The following is a 25,459-nucleotide window of genomic DNA, read 5'->3' on the forward strand; positions in this document are numbered from 1 at the left end:
CCGGGGACGGACCGCGCCCGTGCCCTACTCTCGGACCCCATGAGCGCCTACCCGCCGCCGACTCCGCCCGCCCGCCCCTCCGTCGTGCCGACCGTGCTCGGCGCCGTCGGCGTCGCGCTGCTCGGCGTCCTGCTGCTGCTCGTCCTCGCCTACGTCGTCCTCGGCCTCGGCGTGAGCGCCGCCGCGGTCTGCGCCGTGATCGCGCTCGTCCCGCTGACCCTCGTGCTCCTCGGGGTCCGCTGGGTCGACCGCTGGGAGCCGGAGGCGCCGCTCGGCCTGTGGTTCGCGTTCCTCTGGGGCGCCGCCGGCTCGGTGGCCATCGCCCTCCTGGTCGACCTCGGCGTGCAGATCGCGGTCTACGCCTCCGGAGCGCAGCCGAGCGAGTCGGACTTCGTCGGCGCCGTGATCCAGGCGCCGCTGGTCGAGGAGACCGCCAAGGGCTTCGGCGTGCTCCTCGTGCTGCTGATCTGGCGCCGCTCGTTCGACGGGCCGGTCGACGGCATCGTCTACGCCGCGGTCGTCGCCTCGGGCTTCGCCTTCGTCGAGAACATCCTCTACTTCGGCAGCGCGCTGGTCGAGGGCGGTCTCGGCTCGCTCGCCGTCACGTTCTTCCTCCGCGGGGTGCTCTCGCCGTTCGCCCACGTGCTGTTCACCGCGTGCACGGGAGCGGCGCTGGGCTTCGCGGCGAGCAGACGCGCCGCGGCGGCCGTGCCGATCGCGCTCCTCGGTCTGGCGCTCGCCGCGTTCCTGCACGCGCTGTGGAACGGCTCGTCGTTCCTCGTCGCCGACTGGTTCGGCTTCTACGGAGTCGTCCAGGTGCCGCTGTTCGTCGTCGCGGTGATCGTGGTCGTGCTGCTGCGCCGTCGGGAGCGCACACTCACCCTCGAGCGGCTCGGCGACTACGCGGCCGCGGGCTGGCTCTCGCCGGCCGAGGTCCGGATGATCGGCACGGCCGAGGGGCGCCGGACCGCCCTGCGCTGGGCGCGGACCGCGGGCAGCGACCGCCCCCGCGCGATGACGGGCTTCATCCGCACGGCGACGCGCCTCGCGCACCTCCGCCAGCACCAGATCGCGGGCCGCGGAGGACGGGCGGCCGCGGTCGACGAGCGCGTGCTGCTCGACGAGCTCGTGGCCCGCCGGGCGGCGCTCACGCGCTGACGAGAACGGCGGAGCGCCGCCTCCGCAGGTCGACGACCGCCACGACCGCGGCGGACACGCACACGATCGCCACCGCGGGGGCGACCAGATCGATCGAGGCCTCGAGGCCGAGCCCGGTGGCCAGCGCCCCCGCCGTGATCGCCGTGAGGGCCTGGCCGAGGTAGCTCAGGAGGTAGACGGCCGAGATCATCGAGCCGCGGTGCTCGACGGGCGCGACCCGGCCGACCAGCGCGAGCCCGCCCGAGAAGCTGAGCGAGTAGCCGATGCCGCTCACCGCAGCGAAGGCGAAGAACAGCGGGAGCGAGCCGCTCGCGGCCGTCCACTCCAGCAGCCCGAGCGAGACGATCGCGATGAGAGCTCCCGCGATGATCGCCACGTGCGCGTGCACCCTCTGGATCGCGAGCGCCGTCGCACCGATGACGAGCGCCGAGAGCGCCAGCACCGAGCCGGTGACGAGCAGATCCGTGGTGCCGGTGAGCTCGCGCACCATCTCGGCCCCGAGCGAGAGCACCAGCGCGCCCACCGCGTAGGCGACGGTCACGGCGAGCGTCGCCGAGGCGTACGCCATCCGCAGGCCGGACGGCACGTGGGGGAGGCGAGGACGCCACCGGCGCGCACCGCTCGGCCGGTCGTCGCGGCTCGCGGCCAGCAGCAGGAGGGTCGCGAGGCCGACCGCGGCGAGCACCCAGAAGCTGAGCTGCAGGGGGAGCGGGGCGTACTGGGCGAGGGCGCCCGAGAGCAGCAGCGACAGGGTCAGCCCGGCGGCGGTGGAGACGGTCGTCAGCGACGACGGCACCCGGGGGTTACCCGAGACGTTGTTGTCGACGAGGGAGGCGCTCGCCGCACCCAGGGCCAGCGCGGTGCCGAGACCCTGCAGGGCGCGGCCGACGTAGAGCAGTGCGACCCCGTCCGCGAGCGAGAACGCGATCGCCGACACCGAGATCAGCCCGATGCCGATCAGCATGGTCCGCCGGCGCCCGATCACGTCCGACAGGTCACCGACCACGAGCAGGGCGAGCAGCAGCACGACGGGGTAGGCGCCGAAGACCGTCGTGACGACGACCGGCGAGAGATCCCACTCCCGCGCGTAGCTCGGGTAGAGCACGGAGGGGGAGCCGCTGGACCAGAGGCAGAGCGCCAGCACCAGGGTCGAGACCCAGAAGCTGCCGCGACGACCGAGGCGCCCGGGCCGCGGCATCAGGCCGCGGCGGCGCTGCGCACGCGGCGCTCGCCGGCGGTCACCGGCACCGAGAGGCGGTTCTGCGCGGGAGGCAGCGGGCAGTTGTAGTGCGGCGAGAAGCCGCACGGCGGGATGTAGGCGCGGTTGAAGTCGAGCAGCACGGGGCCGGGTGTCCCGGCGTCGGCCGCGCCGCCCAGGCGCTGCACGACGAGGAAGCGACCTACCGGGTAGCTCGCCAGCTCGGGGTCGTCGCTCCGGTTCGTCGGGTCGCCGAACGGGACGAGCAGCGTGCCGCCGTCGTCGAAGGCCGCGACCGTGTACTCGCGGGCCCGGCCGTCGTCGACGAGCGAGAAGGTGATGTCGCCCGGCACGACCAGGTCGCGGGTCGCGCCGTTGTCGCGCAGGTGCTCGAACGGGATCGTCCGCTCCTCGCCCACCGGCTCGAACCAGGCCTCGAGCACCCAGGCCGCGTCGAACGGGAAGGTCTCGATCGCGTCGAACCCGCGGATCGCCTCCGAGGCCGCGTCCCAGACGCGGTAGCCGTACTCCTCCTCGCCGGTGTCCAGGCTCGGGCGGCGCATGCGGGTGAGCGTGGCGGTCGGCCCGTGGCCGGCGAGGGCCGTCTCGTCGTCGACGCTCTCGCCCGGCTCCAGCCAGCGGGTCTCGACCAGGGCGAGGTCGCCGCGAGGGCCCGTGACGCGGGCGGCGCGGCGCAGGAGCCACGCCTCCCAGCCGGCGCGCGCCGACTCGGTCAGATCCATCGAGGCACGGGAGGGGGCGGTGATGCTGCTCGTCGACGACATGCGCAGTGCAACGCGCGGATCCCCGCAACTCTTCCCGGCGCACGGATCAGCGGTTAAAGAACTCGACGCCCTGCGGCAGCGGCGCAGCCGGCTGCTCTGACGGGGCGTCGAGCTCTTCTTGACGTCGATGATGCTCCCGCTCGATCCGATGCGCAAGGGGCACGCGGTGTGGGCCGACCGCGAGTCCGCCTCCCGAGCGCTCGTTAGACTGGACCGCCTGTTTTCTTGCGGCCCCCGGAGCGCATCCCGCGCCCGGACCGCGACGGCGATGCACGGGAAGGCGCACGATGGCAGACTCCGACACCGTCCTCGAGTCCGAGCTGACGCGCGAGCGCGACTACGTGGCCGGGCTCTACGCCCGCCTCGACGAGCTGATCGCCGAGGCGCGGGCGGCGCTCGACTCCGTGCGGATCGAGAGCGTCGGAGGCAACCACCAGAGCCGCTCCGAGCGCGATGCCTTCGCGCGGCTGTACGAGGACCGCCTCCGGATGCTCACGGGCGCCGACGACAGGCTCGCCTTCGGCCGGCTGACCCTCGCGGACAGCGAGACCGAGCACCGCTACATCGGCCGCATCGGCCTCCGCGACGAGGAGCAGGACGCGCTCCTGCTCGACTGGCGCGCTCCGCAGTCGGCCGCGTTCTACCAGGCGACCGCGGCGCAGCCGATGGGCACCCGCGCTCGCCGGCACCTCACCACCCGCGGCCGCGAGGTCCTCCGCTTCGAGGACGAGGTCTTCGACGAGGAGCTCCTGCGCGAGGGGACGGCCCTGCAGGGCGAGGGCGCGCTGATGGCGGCCCTCGGTGCCGAGCGCACCGGGCGGATGCACGACATCGTCGCCACCATCCAGAGCGAGCAGGACCGCATCATCCGCTCCGATCTGCGGGGCGTCCTGGTCGTCCAGGGCGGCCCCGGCACCGGCAAGACCGCCGTGGCACTGCACCGTGCCGCCTACCTGCTCTACTCCTACCGCGAGCGGATCGCCTCGCAGGGAGTCCTGGTCGTCGGCCCGTCGCGCTCCTTCCTGCGCTACATCGAGGCGGTGCTGCCCTCGCTCGGCGAGACCGGCGTCGTCCTCTCGACCCTCGGCCAGCTCTACCCCGGCCTGGACCTGGTCGAGGAGGACGAGCCGACCGTCGCCCGGGTGAAGGGCTCGGCGCGGATGGCGGAGCTGCTCAAGCGCGCCGTCCGCTCCCGGCAGATCGTCCCCACCGAGACGCAGATCCTCGAGGTGAACGGCGAGAGGCTGCGGCTCGAGCCGCACGACGTCGAGCGTGCGATCACCCGCGCGCGCGACTCCCGCAAGCCGCACAACGAGGCGCGTGTCACCTTCGTCAAGGCGATGCTCTCGCAGTTGACCCGTCAGCTCGCCGACCAGCTGCGCAGCCACGGCAACACGGTCGACGAGGCCGACGAGGCGGTCCTCCGCGAGGACGTCCGCACCGCCGACGACGTCCGCGTGGCGCTCAACACCGCGTGGATCCCGCTGACCCCCGAGAAGCTGCTGCAGGACCTGTACGCGCGCCCGAACTGGTTCGCCACGCTGACCCCGCGCTGGACCGCCGCTCAGCGCGCCCTGCTGCGCCGCGGCCGCGACGCGCCCTTCACCGTCTCCGACGTCCCGCTGCTCGACGAGGCGGCCGAGCTGCTCGGCGCCTACGACGACCACGCCGATGCGCAGAAGAAGGCCGAGAAGGAGCAGCGCCGCCGCGACGTCGAGAACGCGGAGGCGGCCATCCGCAACATGGGCGTCGAGGGCCTCGTGAACGCGAAGGACCTCGCCGCGGGCTTCGCCGAGCGCACCAGCCTCGGCACGACCTCGGAGCGGGCCGCCGCCGACCGCTCGTGGGCGTACGGCCACGTCGTCGTCGACGAGGCCCAGGAGCTCTCGCCGATGCAGTGGCGCGTGCTGATCCGCCGGTGCCCGATGCGCTCGTTCACGATCGTGGGCGATGTCGCGCAGGCGTCCGGCGCCTCCGCCGCGTCGAGCTGGGACGACGCGCTGCGCGACGCCTTCGGCCGCCAGGGACGCCCGGGGGAGGCGCCCGCGTGGCGCCTCGAGGAGCTGACCGTCAACTACCGCACCCCCGCGCAGATCGTGGCGCTCGCCGAGCGCACCGCCCGCGAGAACGGACTCGAGGTCACGCCGAGCCGCTCGGTGCGGTCGACGGAGTGGCCGGTCCGCACCGTCCGCGACCGCGGGGAGGGCGGGCTCGCCGACCGCGTGCTCGCCGCTGTCCGCGAGGACCGCGCGATCAGCACCGACGGCACGCTCGCGATCATCGCGCCCGACGCCGAGCTCGACGCGATCGCGGAGCGGGCCGAGGAGGCGCTCGGCCGGGAGGTCGGCCGCGGCTCCCGGGGTCTCGACCGGCCGGTGGCGATCCTCTCGACGACCGAGGCGAAGGGGCTGGAGTTCGACTCCGTCGTCATCGCCCGGCCGCGCCTGATCGCGGCGACGGGCGAGCGCGGAGCCGCTGCCCTCTACGTCGCGATGACCCGGCCCACGCAGCGGCTCACGCTGGTGGAGTGACGGGCGGGATCCTCAGTCCACCCCCGGGTCCTTCCCCCGGTCCGCAGGGGCCGCTCCGAGGCGCCTCGGCGACTCTGGTCTCAGCCGACCCCGAGGAGACGACGATGGCCGAGAGCCCGACCACCCGCCACACCCCGCGCACGCTCCGCTCCCGGGTCGCCGCGGGCGCCCTCGCACTCGGACTCCTGGGCGGGGCGCTCGGCGTCGGCGCCGTCGTCTGGCACGACATCGAGCAGCACTCGAGCACCGAGGCGGCGGGATCCGGGACCAGCGCTCCCTGAGAGTGGCGCGCGGGGCCGCGTCCTAGGATTGACGACCATGAGCAGCGAGAACCTGACCAAGCCCGAACTCGACGCCCCCGACGGCCCGGCCCCCGACACCCTCGTCGTCGAGGACCTCGTCATCGGCGACGGCGCCGAGGCCCAGCCCGGCTCGACCGTCGACGTCCACTACCTCGGCGTCGAGTACGACACCGGCGAGGAGTTCGACTCCTCCTGGAGCCGCAACCAGTCGATCAACTTCCCCCTCAACAACCTGATCCGCGCCTGGCAGCAGGGGATCCCCGGCATGAAGGTCGGCGGCCGCCGCAAGCTGGTCTGCCCGCCCGCCCTCGCCTACGGTCCCGCCGGCGGCGGACACCCGCTCTCGGGCAAGACCCTGATCTTCGTGATCGACCTGCTCGGCACGAAGTAGTCCTCGCCCCGGCGTGAAGAAGGCGCAGTCCCGAGCTATCGGGGCTGCGCCTTCTTCACGCGGTCGACGAGTTCGCGCCAGGCGCCGTCGAGCTCGGTCTCGCCGAGACGGACGTGGTGGGTCTGCACGCTGATCTCGTAGACGAAGCGGTCGGGGCGGCCGGAGGCGCCCTGCCGCGACGACGCGGTGTCGCCCCAGGGGAGCGAGCCCAGCAGCTCGAGCCAGGAACGCTCGTCCGGCTGCTCGGCGACGTCCACCCGCCACACCCGGCGCAGCCCGGCGAAGCCGCCGCTGCGCGACACGATCACGTCCATGCGCGCGATGCTACTCGCCGGGCCCGCGCGCGGCCGGGGTGTCGCGGATCAGGCCGCCGGCGGCAGTGCGACTCCGACCGTCGTCCACCCGGTGCGGACCGCCTGCTCGACGTCGGAGCCCGCGCCGTAGCGCGCGGCGGCCGCGCGCACGGTGAGACCCGCGAACGCCGAGAAGTCGGCGGTCGCCGTGAGCACGCCTCCGGTGAGCACGTCGTACCAGACCTGCCCCGCCCGCTCCCACGCCCTGCCGCCGAGCGTGGTCGCGGCGAGCGCGAAGGCGCGGTTGGGGATGCCGGAGTTGATGTGCACGCCGCCGTTGTCGTCGTCGGTGTCGACGTAGTCGGCCATCGAGCCGGGCTGCGGGTCGGTGCCGAGCACGTCGTCGTCGTAGGCGGTGCCCGGTGCGATCATCGAGCGCAGCGCCGCCCCCTCGACCTCGTCGGTGAAGAGGCCCTCGCCGATCAGCCAGGTCGCCTCCTCGGCGCTCTGGCCGGCGCCGAACTGCTCGAGCAGGGCACCGAACACGTCCGAGATCGACTCGTTGAGCGCACCCGACTGACCGCGGTAGACGAGGTTGGCCGTGTACTCGGTGATGCCGTGCGCGAGCTCGTGCCCGATGACGCTCGGCGAGACGGTGAAGCGGCGGAACACCTGCCCGTCGCCGTCGCCGAAGACCATCCGGGAGCCGTCCCAGAAGGCGTTGTCGTAGTCGTCGCCGTAGTGCACGGTCGCGTCCAGCGGCAGCCAGGCGTCGTCGATCGAGTCCCGGCCGTAGGCCTGCTGCAGGAAGGCGGACATCGCGCCGAGGCCGTCGTACGCCTCGTCGACGGCGGGATCGCCGGTCGCGGGCTCGCCCTCGCGCCGCACGACCGCGCCCGGCAGGACCTCGGCGGTCTCCGCGTCCGAGATGGTGCGCTGGAGCGCCTGCACCCGCTGCCGGGGCGTCGGCGTCGCGGTGGCCGACGCGCCCGGAGTACCCCGGCCGGGACCGGGCGCGGGCTCGCCCGGACGGACGCGGCGGAAGGGCACGTCCTGCTCGAGGGAGCGGCTCGCGGCCCGTGCCGCCCGCGCGAAGGCGGGATCGTCGAGGCGGGCGATGCGGACGAGGAGGTACGGCGGCACGACGGTTCGTCTCATGCTGCGATCCTCGCACCGACCTCCGACACCGTCCCGGGCTCGCGGGCCGGGAGCGGATGTTGTAGCGCCTGCTCGCCGCCCCCGCGCGATAGCCTGGCCAGCGACGAGCGGTTTCCATCGATCCGGGGCGCACCCGGGGAGCACGAGGGCGAGCATGGGCATCATCACGCGGGGCTTCTTCGGCAAGCGCGAGGAGAACCCCGACATCCCCCCGGGTCAGTACCTCGAGAAGGGCTTCCCCGTCCTCTCGATCGGTCCGACCCCCAACATCCACGAGTGGGCCTTCTCGATCGACGCGGGCCCGGCCGGTCAGCGCCGCTGGACGCGCGCCGAGTTCGACGCCCTGCCGCACGAGGACGTCCACACCGACATCCACTGCGTCACGCGGTGGTCCAAGCTCGGCACGAGCTGGCGCGGAGTCTCCGTCGACACCCTGCTGGACGGCATCGAGAGCGACGCCGGCTTCGTGATGGCCGAGAGCTTCGGCGGCTACACGACCAATCTGCCGCTCGCCGAGATCCGCGGCGGCAAGGCGTGGGTCGTCACCGAGTTCGAGGGCGCACCGCTGGCCCCCGAGCACGGCGGGCCGGCCCGCCTGCTCGTCCCGCACCTCTACTTCTGGAAGAGCGCGAAGTGGGTGAGGACCCTCCGCCTGATGCCCGGCGATCAGCCCGGGTTCTGGGAGCAGAACGGCTACCACATGCACGGGGACCCGTGGAAAGAGGAGCGCTACTGGTGATCTGGACGGAGGCGGTGACCGAGTCGGTCACGCCGCTCACCCCGACCTCGCGCCTGCTCACCCTGCGCGTGCCCGGCTGGCCCGGGCACCTGGCCGGGCAGCACCTCGACGTCCGGCTCACCGCCCCCGACGGCTACCAGGCGAGCCGGTCCTACTCGATCGGCGCCCCCTCCGATGGAGAGAGGGTCGAGCTCGCGGTCGAGCGCCTCGACGACGGCGAGGTCTCGCCGTACCTGGTCGACGGGCTCGAGGCGGGCGATCGCCTCGAGGTCAGGGGCCCGATCGGCGGCTGGTTCGTCTGGCGGACCGACCAGGTCGAGCCGGTGCAGCTCATCGCCGGCGGCAGCGGTCTGGTGCCGCTGATGGCCATGGCGCGCGAGCACGGCCGCTCCGGCAGCGCCGCCCCGATGCGGCTGCTCTACTCGGTGCGCTCGCCCGTCTTCGCCTACTACCAGGCCGATCTGCGGGCGCTGGCCGAGACTCCTCCGGAGCACGGAGGAGTGGCGACCGACATGGTCTACACGCGCGTCGCCCCGCCGGGTGCCGCCCGGCCGGCCGGGCGCGTGACTCCGGAGCTGCTGGCCACGGCGACCCTGCCGCCGTCGGCGCGGCCCACGGTCTACGTCTGCGGACCCACCGCCTTCGTCGAGGCCGTCGCCACGGCCCTCGTGGCTCAGGGCCATGCTCCCGAGCGGGTCCGCACCGAGCGCTTCGGCGGCCCCTGACGCGCACGCGCGTCCTGCTCCGCGAGTCTCCGTCCCGGGCAGCTCGGTCGCCCCAGCAGAGACTCGCGGAAGGGATCACACGGTCACTCGAAGGAGACGGTGCGGTTCTCGCCGATGTCGGGCTGCCCGCCCGTGACGGCCGCCGCGATCACCTTGAAGAGCACGACGGGGCGCGCGTCGTCGGTCGTCCACAGCTCGACGGTCTCGGCGGCGACGCGGATGAGCGCGATGGTCGGGTCCTCCTTGCCCTCGGGGAACCAGGCCGACACCGAGGGCGTCCAGAGCTCGTCGACCTTCGCCGTGTCGTGCACGATCGTCGCCGACCCGGCGACCGAGAGGTAGCCCTTCTTCGACTCGAACGCCACGTTCACGCTCGGGTTCGCGCGGATGTCGTCGACCTTGGGCGACGGGTCCTGGGTGAAGAACCACAGATCGCCGTCGAAGTCGGTGTCCTGGGCGGCGAGCGGGCGGCTGACGAGCTGCCCGGTCTCGTTGACGGTGGTGAGCAGCCCGATCCTGGCGCTCTTCACGAGCTCGGCGATCTGGGCGATGTCGTCGGATCCGGCGGGGGTGATCTCGGTGTCGGTCATGCGCTCGACGCTACGCGCGTGGCGCGACAGGGCAAGGGGTGGCGGGGTCGCCGCTCCCGTGTCTAGCGTCGAGGCATGGAGAACACCACGTACACGGCCATCCTCGACAGCGGCGCCGAGCAGGAGAGCATCCGCCTCGAATACGTCGACGGCGCGCCGCAGCCCTCGCTCACCCGGCTCGCCGACATCGACGGCGAGGACGTCGAGGTCGTCTGGGAGCTCGAGCCCGACGACGAGGGCTTCCACGTCTACCGCCCCGTGCGCGTCGCAGGCCGCGACGACGACAGCGGCGCGGTCTCGGACGAGAACCTGACCGACGGCAACGGAGCGGGCGCCTACTCCGGCGAATGACTCGATCCGGGGAGGGGCCCACTCGAGCCGGGGAGAAGCCATCTGCGGCGTTGTCCTCAGTCGCGATACCGCCGGTATCGCTTCCTCGTCCGCCTTGCAGCTGACTCCTCCCCGGCCCGAGTGAGCTCCGTGACGAGGAGGGCCGTCTGCGGCGTTGTCCTCAGTCGCGATACCGCCGGTATCGCTTCCTCGTCCGCCTTGCAGCTGACTCCTCCCCGGCCCGAGTGAGCTCCGTGACGAGGAGGGCCGTCTGCGGCGTTGTCCTCGGTCGCGATACCGCCGGTATCGCTCCTTCGTCCGCCTTGCAGCTGACCCCTCCCCGAATCGAGTCGGCTCAAGGGCCTGCGTGACCAGGGTCAGGCCACCGGGTGCAGGGCGTCGTACTCGCGGAACGCCGTCCGGGTCCGCAGCACCACCGCGAGGATCGCGATGATCGCGAGTCCGCCCGCCAGCGGAGGCAGCCAGAGCAGGGCGAGCGACGCCAGCAGCCCCGTGTAGAGGTCGCCGACCCGTGGGCCGCCGGTCACCACCACGATGAACACGCCCTGCAGGCGCCCCCGCATGTTGTCGGGCACCGCGGTCTGCAGCATGGTCTGCCGGAAGATCGAGCTGACGTTGTCGGCCGCACCGGCGCCGGCGAGGGCCACGGAGGCGGCGATCACGAGCGGCAGGTTCGGCACCGACGCGTCGTGCTCGACGAGCGCCGCCACCAGCAGCACGGCGCCGAACGCGACGATGAAGCCGCCGTAGACCTGGATCGAGCGGCCGATCGCGAGGCCCTGGCGGCGCACGCCGGTCAGCCGGCCCGAGAACACTCCGCTGAGGAGCGCTCCGACGGCGAACGCCGCGGTGAGCACTCCCACCGTCACCGCGCCTCCGCCGAGCAGGATCGCCGCGGCCGCCGGGAACACGACGCGGGGCTGACCGAAGGTCATCGCGACGATGTCGACCACGAACGACATCCGGATGTTCGGTGCTCCCCTGAGGAACCGCATCCCGAAGCGCAGCGACTCGAGCCCGGGCCGCTGCCGCTCGCCCTCGGGCACGAGCGCCGGCAGTCCGGCGATGCCGAGGAACGCCGCGAGGAACAGCACCACGTCGATTGTGTAGGTCACCGCGAACCCGGAGGAGGCGACCAGCACGCCCGCCAGCGCCGGCCCGACCGTCACCTCGACGCCGCTCGCGATGCCGCCGAGCGCGGCCGCCGCGGGCACCAGCTCCGTGCGCAGCAGTCGCGGCGCGAGCGTCATCCGCGTCGCGACGATGACGGTGGTGGCGACGGCGTTCAGCGCCGTCAGGAGGTAGAGCGACGGAGGCGTCTCTGCGCCCAGCCAGGCGAGCGCCGCGATCCCGGCGGTCGAGCCCCATGCGATGATCGCCGACACGAGCAGGACGAGCCGGCGGTCGAAGGCGTCGGCGAGCATCCCGCCGTAGAGCCCCGCGAGGACGGTGGGGACGAGGGCGACGACGCCGACCATCGCCACCGCGAGCGTGGATCCGGTGAGCTCGTAGATGTGCAGGCCGACCGCCACGATCGTCATCTGCCCGCCGATGCCCGAGATCACGTTGCCCGCCCAGAGGCGCGCGAAGGCCGGGGACTCGCGGAGGGGGGAGAGGTCGATGACGTGGCTGCGCCGGGGCGCGGGCGGGGGCTGGCTCACTCGCTCCATTGTGCTCGCTCCGCGCCCGCCGGTGCGCGGGAACCGGGGCTTCGGAGGCGGACCCTCTAGGGTGAGGACCATGAGCACGTCACCCGACGGCGCGCCCGGACGTCGGGCCGCGTCCGCGCGAACCGCCGGAGCCGCCCCTCGCGTCGGGCGGCCCGCGCCGCGGCACCGGCGCCGCGCACCGCCGCCCGCCGCCCCGCCCGCGCCGCGTCGACCGCCCCGGGCGCTCGCGCGACGGGTGCCTGGCGCCGCTACGGCCCGGCGCTCGCGTCGATCGCCGTCGCGCTCATCACCGTCCCGATCTCGTTCTTCGTCTGGTACGCCCTGATCTCGCTCGGCGCCTACCCGGGCGACCAGGCCGTGTCCGATCTGCTGGTCGGCGCGCTGTACACGGCGGTCGTCCACGCCCTGCTCCTGACGGGCGTCCTGCTCGGGGTGTCGTCGATCCGCGCGCGTCGCCGCGAGGGCCGCCCGGCGGTGGCCGGCTGGATCGGCGTGGTCCTCAACGTCCTGGTGGTCGTCTACTGGGAGCTGCTCGTCTCGCCGTGGCTCGTCGAGCTGTGGAACCGGGCGACCGGCTCGTAGTCGCCTCCCCGGTCGGGCGCCCTCTCTGGTAAGGTCGTGAAGTTGCCGTTCAACGGCCGCGGATCAAGAGAGCCCACGCATCAGGCGCCGGGCACCGCGCAACGAGAGAGAGGGGATCCATCTATGGCACTCGAAGCAGATGTCAAGAAGGCGATCATCGAAGAGTACGCGACCCACCCCGGTGACACCGGATCCCCCGAGGTGCAGGTGGCCGTCCTGACCAAGCGGATCAAGGACCTCACCGAGCACCTCAAGGAGCACAAGCACGACCACCACTCGCGTCGTGGTCTGCTGCTGCTCGTGGGTCAGCGTCGTCGACTCCTCGGCTACCTGTCGGATGTGGACATCAACCGCTACCGCTCGCTGATCGAGCGTCTCGGCCTGCGCCGCTAGTTCCCTCGGGAGCAGCGCGCGGTCTCGATGACACCGCGAACTTCTTGCCGAACGGGCCGTCCTCCTCGCGGAGGGCGGCCCGTTCCGTGTACCCCCCCCGCCTACGGCAGGCGCTCCGGCCGGTCGACGCCTCCCCACGAGAACGCGCTCGACGCCGCGAACCAGTCGACGGCGGCCCGCACGGCGGCCGCGTCCGCCTCCCGCCGCTCCGGTCGGGCGAGCGCCTCCGCGAGCGAGGGCAGCAGCCAGCCGTCCGAGAGGGCCGTCACCTGCGCCTCGCGCCACGCGCGCGAGCAGCCCCCGTTCCTCATCGCCGCCTCGGCCGCCTCCGTCACCGCCCACCCGCCGCTCGCGTGGACGAGGGCCAGCGCGCACGTCAGCGCCGCCGTGCGCACGACGCTGCGCGGGGCGCGCGGGGGCCCGGACGAGGCCGCGAGGTCCTGGGCCTCGACGACCGCCGTGAGCGCGAGGAACAGGCGGGTCCCCTCCGCATCCGGCTGCGGCGTCAACCGTCCCGGCCCCGCCGAGATCGCCGCGGAGGCTCCCGGTGCGAGGATCAGCCCGAGGCCTGCTCGCGAGGCGTGGGAGCTGAGCAGCCCGCTCACGCCTCCGGTCTGACTCACCACCCCGCGGACCGACGGATCGCTCAGCGCCCAGACGATCGGCGTCCGGTTGTGCACGGTGAGCCGGCGGTGGCCGTCGTCGACGCAGGCGACCAGGTGCCCCGCGACCGCGTCCGGGCCGCGGTCGAGCACGGATCCGGAGCCGAGGAGCTCGCGGGCGTCGCCGCACTGCGAGGGCGCGTCGGCGACGGAGGCCGAGGTCCCGGCCAGAGGCAGGAGGGTTCCGAGTCCGAGGGCGAGCACCGCGACGGCCACGACGGACGCGGTCACCGCGCCGAGCAGGCGGCCCCGGAGGCCCGGTTCCGGAGCGGGCCGCAGCGGACCCCGCCGCGGTCCCCGTCGGACCGTCGGCTCGGCCGTGCTGCGTCGCACCATCCGGCACTCCCTCTCCTCGGAGGCTAGTCCCGCGGCTGCCCCCCGAGGAGGGGTGCTGGAGAGAATCTTCGAGATTTCTCCGGATCAGTGCATCCGCCGAGGGCACTCGGCCGGAAGTAGTGCGTGAAGGCCCTTCTCGAGAACCCACCGACCCGCATGCGGGTCCCATCGTGAAAGAGGAACATCGTGAACACCTCCCGCTTCTCCCGCCGCCTCCTGACCGGCGCCTGCATCGGCACTCTCGCCGTCGTCGGCCTCGCCGCGGCTCCGGCGAACGCCGCCGACGCCGACTCGGCCGACCTCTACGTCCTCCACGCGGTCCCCGACACCCCGGTCGACGTGTACGTCAACGGAGCACTGACGCTCGACGACTTCACGCCCGGCTCGCTGGCCGGCCCGCTGGACCTGCCGACCGGCACCTACACCGTGGCGATCACCGCCGCCGACGCCGCCGACGCGAGCGCCCCCGTCATCGGCCCGGTCGACCTCGCACTCGAGGCCGGCAAGAGCTACACCGTCGCCGCGCACCTCAAGGCCGACAACACCCCCACGGCGACGCTGTTCCCGAACGACATCTCGGCGACGGCCGCTGGAGAGGGACGACTCACGGTCCGCCACATCGCCGCGGCTCCGGCCGTCGACATCCTCGCGGGCGGCACTCCGGTGCTGACCAACGTGACGAACCCCAACGAGGGCATCCTCAACCTCGCCCCGGCGACGATCTCGACCGTGGTCGCGGCGACCGGCACGACCGCTCCGGTGATCGGCCCGGCCGACGTCCAGGTCCAGGAGGGCGTCAACACGATCGTCTACGCCTGGGGCAGCCTCGAGAAGGGCAACCTCGCCCTCGCGACGCAGACCATCGGCGGACTGCACTCGACCCCGTCCGGCGTCCCCGCCGGTGAGGCCGGACTCGCGGCCGACAACCGCCCCGACGCGGCGGCCGGCTGGTGGGGCGCTGCGGCCCTCGCCGCCCTCGCCCTCGCCGGTGCGACCCTGATCGGGCGCCGCAAGGCCACCGCGGGTCGCTGACCCGCCCCGGGCCGCCGCTCCCTCGGGAGATCGGCGGCCCGGGCCCCCTACCCCCGACTGCCGGACGGCGGCGCGAGAGCGCGCCGGTCCGGCTCGCCGACCACGAGTGAGGAGCACGCGATGAGGTCGACCCCCCTCCGCCTCCGCGCCCTCGCCGTGGCCGGCGTGATCGTGGTCGGCGCCGGTCTCGGCGGATGCTCGGCACAGGCGGCCGGGGTCGTGCCCGCCCCTGACGCGAGCACACCGTCACAGCAGCCGGTGCCGACCACGATCCCCTCGGCGACGAGCAGTCCCGCAGCGCTCCCGTCGATCCCCATCGGCGACGCCCGCCTCGGGGCCACCCCGGCACCGACGGTGACGGCGCCGACCCGGATCGTGGTGGACGGCCTCCCGGTCGACATGCCCCTCGAGCCCGTCGGAGTCGCCGAGGACGGCACCATGGAGCTCGTCCCGGACACCGATGTCGCCGGCTGGTACCGCTTCGGAGCCGGCCTCGACGAGCCGGACGGCACGATCGTGATCGCCGCGCACGTCGACTCCCTCACCTACGGGCTGGGCCCCTTCGCCGAGATCAAGAAGGCGCAGCCCGGGCAGACGATCCGGCTCACCGCGCCGGACGGCTCCGAGCGGGCGTTCGTCGTCTCCGCGGTCGAGACGACCGAGAAGACGAGCGTCGACCTCTCCACGGTCTTCGTCCGCGACGGTCCGCCGCGCCTGGTGCTGATCACCTGCGGCGGCGACTTCGACTACGACACCCGCCACTACCTCAGCAACGTCGTCGTCACGGCGGAGCCCGCACCATGACTTCGTGCCCGAGACACCGCCCCGTACGATGAGCGGAGCAGTCCTCGCAGCGCCGCACACCGCCTCGGCGGGGCGCCGCTCTTCCCCCAGGAGGAACCCCCTGACCGACGCCGAGACGAGCGAGCCCCGCGACGGGGCCGCCGACGAGCGCGCCGTCGTGCACCGCCTCGGCCTGCGCTTCGCGGCGGGGGAGGAGCAGGCGCTGTCCGAGGCCTACTCGCGCTGGTCGCCCCTGGTCTTCACGCTGGCCGTCCGCTCGCTCGGAGATCGGGGCGAGGCCGAGGACGTGGTCCAGCGGGTGTTCGTCTCGGCGTGGACGGGACGCGAGAACTTCGACCCCGGCCGCGCGGCGCTCGGCGCCTGGCTGGTCGGCATCTCGCGGAACCGCATCGCCGACGCCCACGAGAGCCGGTCGCGCCAGCGGCGGCTCACCCAGGCGCTGGTCGCGATCGCCCCGCAGGACGAGGGTGAGGCCCCGGTCGATCTCGAGGCGAAGGTCCTGGTCGCCGACGAGCTCGCCCGCCTCGATCCCGTGCCGCGCCGGGTGATGAGCCTCGCCTTCTACGACGATCTCACCCACACCGAGATCGCCGAGCGCACCGGGCTCCCGCTCGGCACCGTCAAGAGCCACATCCGCCGCAGTCTCGATCGACTCCGCTCCCGTCTGGAGGTGAGCAGCACATGACCCATCTCGACCCCGATGAGCTCGCCCTGCTCGCCCTCGGCGAAGAGGCCTCCGCGGAGGACGATGCGCACCTGCGCGAGTGTCCCGAGTGCGCTCAGCAGCTCGTCGAGCTCGGCCACGCCGCCGGTCTCGGCCGCGAGAGCCGCGCGTACGCCCTCGAGACCCCGCCCGCGGCGGTCTGGGACCGCATCCGCGACGAGCTCGCCCTGCGCGACGTGCCGGTGCCCCAGGGCGACCGACCGGTCGCGCTCGCTCCCGTGACCCCTCTGCCGACCGGCCGCCATCGTCCGGAGCGACGACGCCCGCGTCGCGTGCTCGGCATCGCCGTCGCTGCGGCGGCGGCCCTGGTCGTCGGCGTCGCCGGAGGCGCCTGGTGGCAGGCGTCCCGGCCGGACCAGGCCGTCGTCGTCGCCCGAGCCGATCTCGCGGCGTTCCCCGGCTGGCAGGGCGCGAGCGGCACCGCCGAGCTCGAGGACACGGACGGCGAGCGCGAGCTCGTCGTGCACCTCGATGCGACCGGGGGAGCCCAGGCGTACCGCGAGGTGTGGCTGATCGCCTCGGACGCGTCGGGCCTGGTCGGCCTGGGCGTCCTCGACGGCACCGACGGGCGCTTCACGGTGCCGGCCGACGTCGATCTCTCGCAGTACTCGCTCGTGGACGTGTCCGAGGAGCCGCTCGACGGCGATCCGTCGCACTCCGGAGACTCGATCGTCCGCGGGCCGCTGCTCGAGGGCTGACCCCGGCGCTCGACGGCCGACTCGTGCTGGACGGCCGATCCGGGGCCCGATGCCGGCTCAGACGGTCATCCGCTCCTCGAGGAGTGCGACGAGCGCCTGGACCGCCGCCGAGGGGCGCGGCCCCGTGCACACGGACAGCTCCCACTCGAGCCCCGGCCAGTCGAGTTCGATCGCCGTCACGCCCTCGAGCGCGGCGATGCCGGCCCGGGGCACGACCGCCGGTCCGAGTCCGGACTGCACGAAGCGCGGGATGCCCGGCAGATCGGCCACCTCGGTGGCGACTCTCCGCGCGGCGCCCGCGGAGCGGAAGGCGCGGTCGACCGCGACCCGGTTGCCGAATCCGGCGGGAGTGTCGACGAAGGTCAGTCCCGCGAGGTCCTGCGGAGTCGGCCGGGTCGCCCCCGCCAGCGGATCGGTGCTCTCGACGAGGAGCACGTAGCCGCTGCGTACGAGGGTCGTCACGGCGAGATCGGCCAGCTCGGCCGCGGGCAGCGCGAGCAGTGCCACGTCGAGGCGGGCGCGACGCAGGTCCTCCGCGAGGCCCGTCGACCCGGTGGCCGAGGTGCGCAGCAGCAGATCGACGAGCGGATGGCGGCGGCGGTACACGCCGAGCGCGCCGGGCAGGTCCACCAGGTCGAGCGCCGAGAACGTGCCCACCCTGACCCGTCCGCGCAGGCCCGCCGCGTCCTCCGCCGCGAGGGAGCGCATCCGGTCGAAGCCGTCGATCGCCGCGCGGGCCGCCGGGAGGAGAGCCTCGCCGACCGCGGTGAGCGCCACCCGGCGCGTCGAGCGCGTGAACAGGGGCGCCCCGAGCTCGTGCTCGAGCGCGCGGATGCTGGCCGACAGCGTCGACTGGACGACGTAGAGCCGGGCGGCGGCACGGGTGAAGTTGAGCTCCTCCGAGACCGCGACGAAGGCGGCGAGCTGGCGGTCGTCCATCCGATCATTGTGCAGTATCGGCGATCAATGCGACCGAGATCATCCGTTGGACTCGGATGACGGGGGAGAGCATCCTGTGTCCGTGCCCACCTCAGACAGCGCCATTCTCACCGCCCCCTCCCGCCGCCCCGAGCTCCCGCACCGCCACGGGTTCTGGGTCATCGCGGTCGCGTTCCTCGCCGTCATGGCGTTCTCGACCGTGCCGACGCCCCTCTACGCGATCTACCAGCAGCGCGACGGGTTCCCCGCGTTCGTGGTCACGGTCGTCTTCGCGGCCTACGCGGTCGGAGTCGTCGCCAGTCTCTTCCTCGCCGGTCACGTCAGCGACTGGCTCGGCCGCCGCCGCATCCTGCTGGCCTCGATCCTCGTCGAGGTCCTCGCGAGCGCGGTCTTCCTGCTCTGGCCCGAGGTGCCGGGGCTCATCGTCGCCCGGCTGCTGACCGGCCTCGGCGTCGGCGCCCTCACCGCCACGGCGACCGCGCACCTCTCCGAGCTGCGCGCCATCGCACGCCCCGAGGAGGGGCCCGGCACCTCCCGAGCCGTCTCCACCCTGGTCAACATGGGCGGGCTCGCGCTCGGCCCGCTCGTCGGCGGGATCTTCGCGGTGACCGTCGACCGCCCGCTGGTCGTGCCCTACGAGGTGTTCCTGGTCCTGCTGATCGTCCTCGGCCTCGCCGTCGCACTCGTCCCCGAGACCGTCGAGCGTCGCGAGATCCTGCCCGCCTACCGTCCGCAGCGGCTCGCGGTCCCGGAGGCGTCCCGCGGCACGTTCCTGTCGGCCGCGGTCGGCGCCTTCGCGGGCTTCGCGGTCTTCGGCCTCTTCACCTCGCTCGCCCCCACCTTCCTCGCCGGCCGGTTCGGCGAGGCCTCGCACCTCGAGGCGGGCGCGGTGTCCTTCGGGGTCTTCGCCGCGGGAGCCGTCGCCCAGCTGGCCTCGGTCCGCCTGTCGTCCCGGCGCGCGCTCGGCCTCGCCGCCGTCGCTCTCACGGTCGGGCTCGCGCTCGTCGCGGTCGGCGCCGTCGTGGTCTCGCTCGCCGCCTTCGTCTCCGGCGGCGTGATCGCCGGTGCCGGCGTCGGTCTGCTCTTCCGCCTCGCGCTCGGAGTCGCGGGCTCGCTCGCCTCGGACGAGACCCGCGGCGAGGTGCTCGCGGCGATGTTCCTGGCCGCGTACCTCGGGCTCGCCGTGCCGGTCCTCCTGATCGGCGCCGCGCTCGCCCTGCTGCCCTCGGTGCCGGTGCTGCTCGGCTTCGTCGCCGTGGTGCTGGTGCTCGTGCTCGCGGCGATCGCGCGGATGCGGCGCTCGGCCGAGTGACTCCGCGCCGCAGTCGCAGAGGCCCGGCCCCGCGCTCCACAATGGAGGAATGAAGCTCTTCTCCTTCGGGCGCGGTGACGCCGACAACCCCCTGCCGTCGAACGACCGGGGATCGGGCAAGCTCGACGACTACGACTACGACCTGCTGCCCAAGTCGCGCCGGGGCGAGACCCTGCTCGGCATCGCCGACTCCCTCCCGCACCAGGACGAGCTGGCCCGCATCCTCGGCTTCGGCGAGGAGGAGGTCACGGCGATCATCCCGCGCCGCTCGCCCGAGGAGGAGCGCACCGACGCCCCCATGCCCGTGCGGCTCTTCGCGAACCAGCGTCCCTCGGACCTGGTGGGCTACGTGCCGCGGGGCCTCGAGAACGTCGTCGACGCCGCGCTGTCGCGGCTCTCGGAGGCGGGCAAGCAGCCCCGCGTCCCCGCCCGCATCGTGAAGACCAAGGGCATGCTCCGCGTGCAGCTGCTGATGCACGAGACCCGCGGCTGATCCGCGGATCCTCGCCGATCGGGACCCGTGCTGATAGCATGAACCGGTTCCGAATCCGAAAGCGGCCGCCGGCTGCAGCCGGATTCGAACCACGGAGCAGGCTGGCAGGAAGCTGGTCCTCGGTGGTGGAGTCCCGGATCGATGCCGCACACGCGGCCGAGGCAGACCCGGAGCTTTTCTACTGGTGGCCAGCACGAACGCCCTCCACACGACGGCACGGCGCGAAGCCCTGCCGTGGAATCGTCTCGATTCCTGACCGGAACGCTGCTCCGACGAACGCCGGCGCCCAGAAGGGGTGCCGCTGCAGACGTTAAGGAGACAGACCTCTTGGAAGGTCCTGAAATCACATTCGCCGAAGCCGTTCTCGACAACGGCTCGTACGGCACCCGCACCGTCCGCTTCGAGACCGGCCGCCTCGCGCAGCAGGCTCAGGGAGCGGTCGCCGCGTACCTCGACGAGGACACCATGCTCCTCTCGGCCACCTCGGCGTCGAAGAACCCGAAGGACAACTTCGACTTCTTCCCGCTGACCGTCGACGTCGAGGAGCGCTCCTACGCCGCCGGCAAGATCCCCGGCTCGTTCTTCCGTCGCGAGGGTCGCCCCTCGACCGAGGCGATCCTGGTCTGCCGTCTGATCGACCGGCCGCTGCGCCCCTCCTTCGTCGAGGGACTGCGCAACGAGGTCCAGATCGTCATCACCGTCCTGAGCATCGCTCCCGACGAGTTCTACGACGCCCTCGCGATCAACGCCGCGAGCGCCTCGACCCAGATCTCGGGTCTGCCCTTCTCGGGCCCCGTCGCCGGTGTGCGCCTCGCGCTCATGTCCGACGGCTCGGGCAACGACCAGTGGGTCGCCTTCCCCAAGGCCTCGCAGCTCGAGAACGCCGTCTTCGACCTCACCGTCGCGGGCCGCGTCGTCACCAACGAGGACGGCTCCTCGGACGTCGCCATCATGATGGTCGAGGCCGAGGCCACCGAGTCCTCCTGGAACCTCATCAAGGCCGGTGCGACCAAGCCCAACGAGGCCGTCGTCGCCGAGGGCCTCGAGGCCTCGAAGCCCTTCATCCGCGCGCTCGTCGAGGCGCAGGCGAAGCTCGCCGCCGAGACCGCGAAGCCGGTCAAGGACTACCCGGTCTTCCTGCCCTACACGCAGGAGACCTACGACAACGTCGCCGAGCTCAGCTACGACGAGCTCGTCCGCGTCTACCAGATCGCCGACAAGGTCGAGCGTCAGGACGCCGACGACGCCCTCAAGGCCAAGGTCAAGGAGCAGATCGCCGAGCGCATCGCCTCGGGTCAGCTCTCCGCCGAGGCCTACTCGCAGGTCGGCGCCGCGTACAAGTCCGTCACGAAGGTGGTCGTCCGCGGCCGCATCCTCCGCGACGGCGTCCGCATCGACGGCCGCGGCCTCGCCGACATCCGTCCGCTCGACGCCGAGGTGCAGGTCATCCCGCGCGTCCACGGCTCGGCGATCTTCCAGCGCGGCGAGACCCAGATCCTGGGCGTCACCACGCTGAACATGCTCAAGATGGAGCAGCAGATCGACTCGCTGTCGCCCGTCACGAAGAAGCGCTACCTGCACCACTACAACTTCCCGCCCTACTCGACCGGTGAGACCGGCCGCGTCGGGTCGCCGAAGCGTCGCGAGATCGGGCACGGCTTCCTGGCCGAGCGCGCCCTCGTGCCGGTGCTGCCGAGCCGCGAGGAGTTCCCCTACGCGATCCGCCAGGTCTCCGAGGCGCTCAGCTCCAACGGCTCGACGTCGATGGGCTCCGTCTGCGCGTCGACCCTGTCGCTCCTCAACGCCGGTGTGCCTCTGCGCGCCCCGGTCGCGGGCATCGCGATGGGCCTCGTCTCCGACGTGGTCGACGGTCAGACCCGCTACGCGGCGCTGACCGACATCCTCGGCGCCGAGGACGCGCTGGGCGACATGGACTTCAAGGTCGCCGGCACGTCCGAGTTCGTCACGGCCATCCAGCTCGACACGAAGCTCGACGGCATCCCGTCGTCGGTCCTCGACGCCGCTCTCAAGCAGGCCAAGGACGCCCGCACCACGATCCTCGCGGTGCTCACGGCGGCCATCGACCAGCCCGACGAGATGGCCCCGACCGCGCCCCGCGTGATCTCGGTCCAGATCCCCGTCGACAAGATCGGCGAGCTGATCGGCCCCAAGGGCAAGACGATCAACGCGATCCAGGACGAGACCGGCGCCGACATCTCCATCGAGGAGGACGGCACCGTCTACATCGGCGCCGTCGACGGCCCGTCGGCCGAGGCCGCTCGCGCCCAGGTCAACGCGATCGCGAACCCGACGAACCCCGAGGTCGGCGAGCAGTTCCTCGGAACCGTCGTCAAGCTCGCGACCTTCGGCGCGTTCGTCTCGCTGCTGCCCGGCAAGGACGGACTGCTGCACATCAGCGAGGTCCGCAAGCTCGCCGGTGGCAAGCGCGTCGAGAACGTCGAGGACGTCCTCGGTGTCGGCCAGAAGCTCCTGGTCCAGATCACCAAGATCGACGACCGCGGCAAGCTCTCCCTCGCGCCCGTCGTGGCCGAGGAGGCGGAGGCGCTCGTCGTCGCCGTCGAGGAGCCCGCGGAGAGCTGATCCCTCCTGCACGACCCGGACGCCCGTCCCACCTCGCGGTGGGGCGGGCGTCTGCGTTCGTCCGCGTGGGCCGTCCCACCTCGCGGTGGGGCGGGCGTCTGTGTTTCTCCGCGTGGGCCGTCCCGCCTCGCGGTGGGGTGGGCGTCCGTCGTCTCCCCGCCATGGGGTACGGTGGCCGGACCGTGCCGTCGCACCGCCCCGATCCGGAGGACCCCGTGACCGACCCGACGCCCCTGGCCACCGAGCTGGAGACGCCTCCTCCGTTCCGCACTCTCGGCCGAACCGGCCTCCCGATCCATCCGCTGGCCCTGGACGGCTCCGTCTTCGGCTGGGCCACGGCGATCGACGACACGACGGAGGCCCTCGACGGCTTCGCCGCGCTCGGCGGCACCCTGATCTCGACCGCCGACCACTACGCCACGGGGCGCAGCGAGTACATGATCGGCCGCTGGCTCGAGGCGAGCGGTGTCCGCGATCGGATGCTGGTCGCCACCAAGGTCGGCCGTCATCCCGACGCACCTGGGCTCGCCGCCGCCGAGGTGACCGCCGCCGTGCAGGGCTCCCTGGAGCGGCTCGGCACCCGGATCGACCTGCTGTCCTTCGATAGCGAGGACCCGGAGGTGCCGATCGAGGAGAGCCTCGCCGCGGTCGCGCCGTTCCTCGCCGACGGCTCCGTCGGTGCCCTCGGTGCCGCGCACTTCAGCGGCGCGGCCCTCGCCGAGGCCGAGGAGGCCGCGCGCACCCTCGGCCTGCCTCCGTTCTCGGTCGTCATCGCCGAGTACAACCTGATGGAGCGCAGCTCCTACGAGTCCGACGTCGCCCCCGAGGTCGAGCGCCAGGGGCTCGCGACGCTCGCGCGCCTCCCGCTCGCGAGCGGCTACCTCACGGGCCGCCTGCGCCACCGGTCGGACGAGCCGGAGTCGGTCATGTTCGAGGCGGCGCTCGACTACATCGGCCGGCACGGCAACCGCGTCCTCGGCGTCCTCGACGAGGTGGCGGAGGCGCACGGCTCGAACCCGGGCACGATCGCGCTCGCCTGGGTCCTCTCTCACCAGGAGGTGGCCGCCGCCGTCATCCGGGCGCGGGGGACCGCCGACCTCGAGTCGGTCTTCGGCGCCGCAGCGATCCCGCTCACCCGGAGCGACATCGCGCAGCTCGACCGCGCCTCGGCCTGACGGCCCCGGGCCGGCGGCCGCGTCTCGATCAGCGGCGGAGGATCCGCGCCTCCCACGGGCCGAGGGTCGACCCGGTGGCGCCGCGCACGTTGCCGAGCACCGTCTCGGCGCCCGCCCACTCCTCGAGCAGCGCGACCTCGAGCGGCTCGCCCGAGACGTTGCCGACGACGAGCAGCTCGTCGCGGCCGGTACGGGTGAACGCGAACAAGCGCGGGTGCTCCGCCTCGAGCAGCGTGAAGCGCCCGAGCTGCACCGTCTCGTCGTCGTGGCGGAGCGCGATCAGCGCGCGGTAGTACTCGAACACCGACCTCTCGGCGGCCCGGTCGGCCTCGACGTTGACCTCGACGTGGTTCGGGTTGACCGGGATCCACGGCTCCCCGGTCGTGAACCCGGCGTGCGGGCCCGCGTCCCACTGGACGGGGGTGCGGGCGTTGTCCCTGCTCTGCGCGCGGAGCCCGGCGAGCACCGCCTCCGGGTCCTCGCCCCGCTCGTCGACCGCCTCCGCGTAGTAGTTCAGCGACTCGACGTCGCGGAAGTCGTCGAGGCTCGCGAACGGCACGTTGGTCATGCCGATCTCCTCGCCCTGGTAGATGTACGGTGTGCCGCGCTGCAGGTGCAGGAGGGTCGCCCAGAGCGTCGCCGACTCGTAGCGCCACGCTCCGTCGTCGCCGAAGCGCGAGACGAGCCGGGGCTGGTCGTGGTTGTTCAGGTACAGGCTGTTCCAGCCCTTCTCGGCGAGCCCGTCCTGCCAGCGGGCGAGGTTCGCCTTCAGCGCGACGAGGTCGAGCGGCACCGGGTGGAACTTGTCGGCGCCGTGGTCGATGCCCACGTGCTCGAACTGGAACACCATGTCGAGCTCGCCGCGCTCCGGATCGGTGACGAGCGCCGCCTCCTCGAGGGTGACTCCGGGCATCTCGCCGACGGTGAGGTAGGCGCCGTCGCGGTGCGCGAAGACGGCCCGGTGCATCTCCTGCAGGTACTCGTGCAGGCGCGGTCCGACTCCGCCGACGATGCCGGAGCCGCCGCCCTCGCCGTCGATCGCCTCGACGTCCTTCGAGACGAGGTTGATGACGTCCATCCGGAAGCCGTCGACCCCGCGGTCGAGCCACCAGTTCATCATCGCGTGGACAGCCTGGCGCACCTCGGGGTTCTCCCAGTTGAGGTCGGGCTGCTGCACCGCGAACAGGTGGAGGAAGTACTCCTCGGTCGCGGGGTCGAGCGTCCACGCGGGGCCCGAGAAGTACGAGCGCCAGCCGTTGGGCTCCGCCACGTCGAGCCGGGCGTCGGAGGCGGCGTCGAGTGCGCGACCCTGCTCGACGGCGGCGCGCCCTCGACGCCACCAGTACCAGTCGCGCTTCGGATCCTCCTGCGACGAGCGCGACTCGACGAACCACGCGTGCTCGTCGCTCGTGTGGTTCACCACGAGGTCCATCACGATCCGGATGCCCCGCTCGTGCGCCTCGGCCAGCAGCAGGTCGAACTCGTCGAGCGAGCCGAACAGCGGATCGATGTCCTGGTAGTCGGAGATGTCGTAGCCGTTGTCGTGCTGCGGCGAGGGGTAGATCGGCGAGAGCCAGACCACGTCGACTCCGAGATCGGCGAGGTGGCCGAGCCGCGCGCGGACGCCGCCGAGGTCGCCGATGCCGTCGCCGTTCGAGTCGGCGAACGAGCGGGGGTAGATCTGGTAGACGACGGCGCTGGTCCACCAGGGCGCGGTCGGGGTGAGGGGCTCCATGGGGCCGAATCTAGCCGTGACGACCGACACTCCGGGTGCCGCCGCACCGCCGACGGGACGGCCGGGAGGCGAGCGTGTAACG

Annotated in this window: 26 protein-coding genes; 17 read left to right on the forward strand and 9 right to left on the reverse strand. The window is 73.0% G+C overall.

From position 1 onward, the window contains the following. The first annotated feature begins 39 nt into the window (after window positions 1-39). Window positions 40-1,158, forward strand: coding sequence for a PrsW family intramembrane metalloprotease (locus GSU68_RS06500; RefSeq protein WP_159906576.1), 1,119 nt, complete (start codon window positions 40-42; stop codon window positions 1,156-1,158). Here the strand turns inward: GSU68_RS06500 and GSU68_RS06505 are convergent. Together GSU68_RS06505 and GSU68_RS06510 are read right to left on the reverse strand one after the other, a co-directional pair. Continuing rightward, window positions 1,148-2,356 carry an MFS transporter gene (locus GSU68_RS06505; protein ID WP_159906578.1) on the reverse strand — a complete coding sequence of 403 codons (1,209 nt, stop codon included), beginning with the start codon at window positions 2,354-2,356 and terminating at the stop codon, window positions 1,148-1,150. The genes GSU68_RS06500 and GSU68_RS06505 overlap by 11 nt on opposite strands. Further along, window positions 2,356-3,099, reverse strand: coding sequence for a DUF1684 domain-containing protein (locus GSU68_RS06510; RefSeq protein WP_244259413.1), 744 nt, complete (start codon window positions 3,097-3,099; stop codon window positions 2,356-2,358). The genes GSU68_RS06505 and GSU68_RS06510 overlap by 1 nt, the downstream gene beginning before the upstream one ends. A gap of 329 nt (window positions 3,100-3,428) precedes the next feature. On the opposite strand from GSU68_RS06510, the gene GSU68_RS06515 reads away from it, so the two are divergent. From GSU68_RS06515 to GSU68_RS06525, 3 genes are all read left to right on the forward strand, one after another. Beyond that, entirely contained in the window at window positions 3,429-5,672 is a 2,244-nt protein-coding gene (locus tag GSU68_RS06515) for a UvrD-helicase domain-containing protein (protein ID WP_159906582.1), read from the forward strand. Window positions 5,673-5,776: 104 nt separating this feature from the next. Further along, complete coding sequence (locus tag GSU68_RS06520; RefSeq protein WP_159906584.1) at window positions 5,777-5,953, forward strand: hypothetical protein; 177 nt, start codon at window positions 5,777-5,779, stop codon at window positions 5,951-5,953. Window positions 5,954-5,990: 37 nt separating this feature from the next. Further along, window positions 5,991-6,365 (forward strand): FKBP-type peptidyl-prolyl cis-trans isomerase, encoded by a 375-nt coding sequence (locus GSU68_RS06525; RefSeq protein ID WP_056042273.1) that lies wholly within the window; start codon window positions 5,991-5,993, stop codon window positions 6,363-6,365. A gap of 35 nt (window positions 6,366-6,400) precedes the next feature. On the opposite strand, the gene GSU68_RS06530 is transcribed toward GSU68_RS06525, so the two are convergent. Next, a complete protein-coding gene (locus tag GSU68_RS06530; protein ID WP_159906586.1) occupies window positions 6,401-6,679 on the reverse strand; it encodes a protealysin inhibitor emfourin in 279 nt (92 codons plus the stop codon). A gap of 48 nt (window positions 6,680-6,727) precedes the next feature. Further along, window positions 6,728-7,816, reverse strand: coding sequence for a M4 family metallopeptidase (locus tag GSU68_RS06535; RefSeq protein WP_159906588.1), 1,089 nt, complete (start codon window positions 7,814-7,816; stop codon window positions 6,728-6,730). A 154-nt stretch (window positions 7,817-7,970) separates the two neighbouring features. Here GSU68_RS06535 and GSU68_RS06540 point away from each other — a divergent pair, with 154 nt between their 5' ends. Next, window positions 7,971-8,555 carry a molybdopterin-dependent oxidoreductase gene (locus GSU68_RS06540; protein WP_159906590.1) on the forward strand — a complete coding sequence of 195 codons (585 nt, stop codon included), beginning with the start codon at window positions 7,971-7,973 and terminating at the stop codon, window positions 8,553-8,555. Beyond that, window positions 8,552-9,280 (forward strand): ferredoxin reductase, encoded by a 729-nt coding sequence (locus GSU68_RS06545; RefSeq protein ID WP_244259414.1) that lies wholly within the window; start codon window positions 8,552-8,554, stop codon window positions 9,278-9,280. The genes GSU68_RS06540 and GSU68_RS06545 overlap by 4 nt, the downstream gene beginning before the upstream one ends. A gap of 83 nt (window positions 9,281-9,363) precedes the next feature. Here GSU68_RS06545 and GSU68_RS06550 read toward each other — a convergent pair whose 3' ends face one another. Next, window positions 9,364-9,870: a pyridoxamine 5'-phosphate oxidase family protein gene (locus GSU68_RS06550; RefSeq protein WP_159906592.1), complete on the reverse strand. Its 507-nt coding sequence runs from the start codon at window positions 9,868-9,870 to the stop codon at window positions 9,364-9,366. Between the two features lie 75 nt (window positions 9,871-9,945). Between GSU68_RS06550 and GSU68_RS06555 the strand changes: the two genes are divergently transcribed. Beyond that, complete coding sequence (locus GSU68_RS06555; protein WP_159906594.1) at window positions 9,946-10,221, forward strand: hypothetical protein; 276 nt, start codon at window positions 9,946-9,948, stop codon at window positions 10,219-10,221. Between the two features lie 356 nt (window positions 10,222-10,577). Here the strand turns inward: GSU68_RS06555 and GSU68_RS06560 are convergent, their stop codons facing one another. Continuing rightward, a complete protein-coding gene (locus GSU68_RS06560; protein WP_244259415.1) occupies window positions 10,578-11,882 on the reverse strand; it encodes an MFS transporter in 1,305 nt (434 codons plus the stop codon). A gap of 366 nt (window positions 11,883-12,248) precedes the next feature. Here GSU68_RS06560 and GSU68_RS06565 point away from each other — a divergent pair, with 366 nt between their 5' ends. Then, window positions 12,249-12,473 carry a hypothetical protein gene (locus GSU68_RS06565; protein WP_159906598.1) on the forward strand — a complete coding sequence of 75 codons (225 nt, stop codon included), beginning with the start codon at window positions 12,249-12,251 and terminating at the stop codon, window positions 12,471-12,473. Between the two features lie 123 nt (window positions 12,474-12,596). Continuing rightward, window positions 12,597-12,866: a 30S ribosomal protein S15 gene (gene rpsO, locus GSU68_RS06570; RefSeq protein ID WP_068252328.1), complete on the forward strand. Its 270-nt coding sequence runs from the start codon at window positions 12,597-12,599 to the stop codon at window positions 12,864-12,866. 101 nt (window positions 12,867-12,967) lie between these two features. Here the strand turns inward: rpsO and GSU68_RS06575 are convergent, their stop codons facing one another. Then, on the reverse strand, window positions 12,968-13,864 hold the full coding sequence (locus GSU68_RS06575) for a hypothetical protein (RefSeq protein ID WP_159906600.1): 897 nt from the start codon (window positions 13,862-13,864) through the stop codon (window positions 12,968-12,970). 186 nt (window positions 13,865-14,050) lie between these two features. Between GSU68_RS06575 and GSU68_RS06580 the strand changes: the two genes are divergently transcribed. The 4 genes from GSU68_RS06580 to GSU68_RS06595 all read left to right on the forward strand — a co-directional run bounded on the left by GSU68_RS06580 (window position 14,051) and on the right by GSU68_RS06595 (window position 17,122). Further along, window positions 14,051-14,896, forward strand: coding sequence for a DUF4397 domain-containing protein (locus GSU68_RS06580; RefSeq protein ID WP_244259416.1), 846 nt, complete (start codon window positions 14,051-14,053; stop codon window positions 14,894-14,896). 120 nt (window positions 14,897-15,016) lie between these two features. Beyond that, window positions 15,017-15,700, forward strand: a complete 684-nt coding sequence (locus tag GSU68_RS06585; RefSeq protein ID WP_159906602.1) for a class F sortase — start codon at window positions 15,017-15,019, stop codon at window positions 15,698-15,700. A 28-nt stretch (window positions 15,701-15,728) separates the two neighbouring features. Beyond that, the gene (locus GSU68_RS06590; protein ID WP_159906604.1) at window positions 15,729-16,385 is read left to right on the forward strand and encodes a sigma-70 family RNA polymerase sigma factor; all 657 of its coding nucleotides are present in this window, start codon (window positions 15,729-15,731) and stop codon (window positions 16,383-16,385) included. Further along, window positions 16,382-17,122 carry an anti-sigma factor gene (locus GSU68_RS06595; RefSeq protein WP_159906606.1) on the forward strand — a complete coding sequence of 247 codons (741 nt, stop codon included), beginning with the start codon at window positions 16,382-16,384 and terminating at the stop codon, window positions 17,120-17,122. The genes GSU68_RS06590 and GSU68_RS06595 overlap by 4 nt, the downstream gene beginning before the upstream one ends. 57 nt (window positions 17,123-17,179) lie before the next feature. Here GSU68_RS06595 and GSU68_RS06600 read toward each other — a convergent pair whose 3' ends face one another. Next, a complete protein-coding gene (locus GSU68_RS06600; protein ID WP_159906608.1) occupies window positions 17,180-18,061 on the reverse strand; it encodes a LysR family transcriptional regulator in 882 nt (293 codons plus the stop codon). An 82-nt stretch (window positions 18,062-18,143) separates the two neighbouring features. Here GSU68_RS06600 and GSU68_RS06605 point away from each other — a divergent pair, with 82 nt between their 5' ends. From GSU68_RS06605 to GSU68_RS06620, 4 genes are all read left to right on the forward strand, one after another. Next, window positions 18,144-19,373: an MFS transporter gene (locus GSU68_RS06605; protein WP_244259417.1), complete on the forward strand. Its 1,230-nt coding sequence runs from the start codon at window positions 18,144-18,146 to the stop codon at window positions 19,371-19,373. Window positions 19,374-19,422: 49 nt separating this feature from the next. Next, on the forward strand, window positions 19,423-19,866 hold the full coding sequence (locus tag GSU68_RS06610) for a hypothetical protein (protein ID WP_159906612.1): 444 nt from the start codon (window positions 19,423-19,425) through the stop codon (window positions 19,864-19,866). Between the two features lie 327 nt (window positions 19,867-20,193). Then, window positions 20,194-22,467 carry a polyribonucleotide nucleotidyltransferase gene (locus GSU68_RS06615; RefSeq protein WP_159906614.1) on the forward strand — a complete coding sequence of 758 codons (2,274 nt, stop codon included), beginning with the start codon at window positions 20,194-20,196 and terminating at the stop codon, window positions 22,465-22,467. A gap of 215 nt (window positions 22,468-22,682) precedes the next feature. Next, entirely contained in the window at window positions 22,683-23,642 is a 960-nt protein-coding gene (locus GSU68_RS06620) for an aldo/keto reductase (RefSeq protein WP_159906616.1), read from the forward strand. Between the two features lie 28 nt (window positions 23,643-23,670). Here the strand turns inward: GSU68_RS06620 and GSU68_RS06625 are convergent, their stop codons facing one another. Continuing rightward, the gene (locus GSU68_RS06625; RefSeq protein ID WP_159906618.1) at window positions 23,671-25,377 is read right to left on the reverse strand and encodes an alpha-glucosidase; all 1,707 of its coding nucleotides are present in this window, start codon (window positions 25,375-25,377) and stop codon (window positions 23,671-23,673) included. Window positions 25,378-25,459: the final 82 nt, after the last annotated feature.

Origin of the sequence: Rathayibacter sp. VKM Ac-2759 (genome assembly GCF_009834225.1) — a bacterium.
In the GTDB taxonomy this organism is placed as follows: Bacteria; Actinomycetota; Actinomycetes; order Actinomycetales; family Microbacteriaceae; genus Rathayibacter.